The following is a 1,423-nucleotide window of genomic DNA, read 5'->3' as shown; positions in this document are numbered from 1 at the left end:
CAGCGCCAGTATAATGATCAGCCACAGCAATACCAGCGAAAAATAAAATTCGCCGATAAAAATACCGTAAGTGGATAAAACGCCAAGGCCTTGTTTAGCAATTACAGCGGTGATAGCACCGAATACTGCAACCGGCGCCAGTTTCATTACATACCCTGTAATTTTTAATATTACATGAGCAATGGCATCCATAGCTTTAATAACTATTTTACCCTGCTCTCCTATCGCTGCCGTGGCTATACCAAAAAACATGGAGAATACCACAATCTGCAATATCTCGTTATCAGCCATCGATTTTATAAAACTTGAAGGGAATACGTGCCCAATAAACTCCGTAAATGATAAAGCAGATTTTTTAATCCCGGTACTTAAATGACTATCGGGCAATGGCAGGTGCATGGTTTTACCGGGCTCAAACAAATTAACCAGCAACATTCCTAATAATAACGAAATCAATGTGGCGCTAATAAACCAAAGCATGGTTTTGCCTCCAATCCTGCCAACTGCCTTAATATCCCCCACCTTGGCAACACCAACAACCAGCGTTGTAAACACCAGGGGGGCTACTATCATTTTTATAAGGTTGAGGAATATCTTGCTTAAAATATTAAAGGGCTCCAGCTTACCTTCGCGCAATTCGCTGTTGTCCTGCTGCTTCTTCACTTCAGCTTTGCGTTGCAATTTTAGATTTTTAAAAACTTCGGTTGTTGTATCTGTAGATGCAAGCAGGCTTTTATCGATGTTTTTTATAGCAGCCTCGGAGGTGCTGATGTTGGCATTTATGGTATTAATTACATTAGTATTGTAAATATATCCCATTATTACACCCAAAATAAGGGCTACAAAAATGTAGAGCGTTAGTTTGCTTTTTTTGTTCATCGATTTTATTAAGGCTGTAAAAGTACAAAATTTTAACTCTGTTAAGAGCCAGGAATCAAGAGACCAGAATCAATATAAGCTTTTCTTATCCATTTGTTTCCAACAGGCGTGTTCTGTCTTGTTCCTGATGCTAAATATCTTGATTCTAATTAGTATTTTGCCCAACTTTAACACAGCATGACGGTTACTACCTACGGATTACAGCATATAAAGAAAGAGATTCAGCACCTGCCCCATGAGCAGTTAACCGAGTTATTGCTCCGTTTAGCACGTTATAAAAAAGAAAACAAAGAATTATTAGCTTACCTGTTATTTGAAGCCTATGATGAGGCAGCTTTTATTGAAAAAGTAAAAGCCGAAGCTGGGTTTATGTTCAGTCAACTGCCGGCTTTAAGCTACCATGCGGCTAAGGGCATGCGTAAAATTTTAAGATTACTTAGTAAATACACTAAGTTCACAGGATCAAAGGGAGCTGAGATAGAGCTTTTGCTGAATTTTTGCAGCAATTACCTTGAATATGCCGACAGGCGAACATCCTACAAAC

At 38.9% G+C, this 1,423-nt stretch carries 1 protein-coding gene and 1 pseudogene; one reads left to right on the top strand and one right to left on the bottom strand.

What is annotated here, in order from left to right:
- On the bottom strand, positions 1-879 hold an 879-nt coding region (locus tag AC1DPZ_RS27175; protein WP_477409394.1), incomplete at its 3' end, for a dicarboxylate/amino acid:cation symporter.
- A 177-nt stretch (positions 880-1,056) separates the two neighbouring features.
- Here AC1DPZ_RS27175 and AC1DPZ_RS27170 point away from each other — a divergent pair.
- Positions 1,057-1,423: pseudogene (locus tag AC1DPZ_RS27170) on the top strand (hypothetical protein); the annotation flags it as partial.

This window comes from Mucilaginibacter sp. P4_G9 (assembly GCF_056400985.1).
The sequence above is the reverse complement of the archived record's forward strand: the minus strand, read 5'-3'. Positions and strand labels throughout refer to the sequence as shown.